Annotated in this window: 1 protein-coding gene; it reads left to right on the top strand. The window is 69.9% G+C overall.

Going from position 1 to position 1,021, the window contains the following annotated elements:
- The first annotated feature begins 71 nt into the window (after nt 1-71).
- Nucleotides 72-956, top strand: a complete 885-nt coding sequence (locus ACFQ87_RS46750; RefSeq protein ID WP_380617134.1) for a carbohydrate ABC transporter permease — start codon at nt 72-74, stop codon at nt 954-956.
- Nucleotides 957-1,021: the final 65 nt, after the last annotated feature.

Genomic DNA, 1,021 nt, shown 5'->3' with positions numbered 1-1,021 from the left:
GTGCTGCTCGTGGTCGTCCTCGCCTGCACGGCCGTCCAGTTCGGCGTCCTGGAGCGGAAGGTGCACTACGCATGACCACCATCGTCAGTGAGACCGAAGCGCCCCGCCCGCGCACCCGGGTGTTCGCCGGGCGCTCCCCGCGCGACCTGCTCGGCCGCGCCGCCGTCTACCTGCTGCTCGCCGTCGCCGTGGTCACCGTGGCCTTCCCGGTGTACTACGCGATCGTCGGCGCCTTCATGGACCCGTCCGAACTCTCCTCCTACCCGCCGGCGCTGGTGCCGCACTCGGTCACCGGGCGGAACTTCTCCGGCGCCGTGGACACGATCCCGTTGGCCCGCCAGTACGCCAACTCGGCGATCGTCGCCACCGCCATCACCCTCGCCCAGCTGTTCACCTCGATCCTGGCCGCGTACGCCTTCGTCTTCCTGCCGCTGAAGGCGCGGGCCGCGGTGTTCGCGGTGTTCCTGGCCACGCTGATGGTCCCGTGGGAGGCCATCATCATCCCCAACTACCTGACGCTGTCCGACTGGGGCCTCGGCAACACCTACTTCGGCCTGGTGCTGCCCTTCCTCGCCTCCGGCTTCGGCACCTTCATGCTGCGCCAGGCCTTCCGGCAGCTGCCCGGCGAACTGCGCGACGCCGCCCGGATCGACGGCGCCGGGCACTGGCGCTTCCTGTGGCGGATCGTCGTCCCGCTCAACAAGCCGGCCCTGGCGGCGCTGTCGATCTACGTGTTCCTGTCCGCCTGGAACCAGTACTTCTGGCCGCTCATCATCACCCGCACGGCGAACATGCAGACCCTGCAGATCGGCCTCACCTCGCTGCGCGACTCCGAGATGGCCGACCCGGGCCTGATCCTGGCCGGCGTCGTGCTCTCCCTGCTGCCCACCCTCGCCCTGGTGGTCTTCGGCCAGCGCTTCATCGTCCGCGGCCTCACCGCGGGCGCCGTCCGCTGACCCGCCCCCCGCTGGATCGTCCGTCCCGCTTCCGCAACGAACCCGCTTCCGCAAAGAAAGAGAAC

This window comes from Kitasatospora sp. NPDC056531 (assembly GCF_042794375.1).
Classification (GTDB): Bacteria; Actinomycetota; Actinomycetes; order Streptomycetales; family Streptomycetaceae; genus Kitasatospora.
Note: the sequence above shows the minus strand (reverse complement) of the source record. Positions and strands in the feature narration are given on the sequence as shown.

Coding starts and splice junctions, on each gene's coding strand:
- ACFQ87_RS46750 (WP_380617134.1), top strand. CDS start 72: ATGACCACCATCGTCAGTGAGACCGAAGCGCCCCGCCCGCGCACCCGG.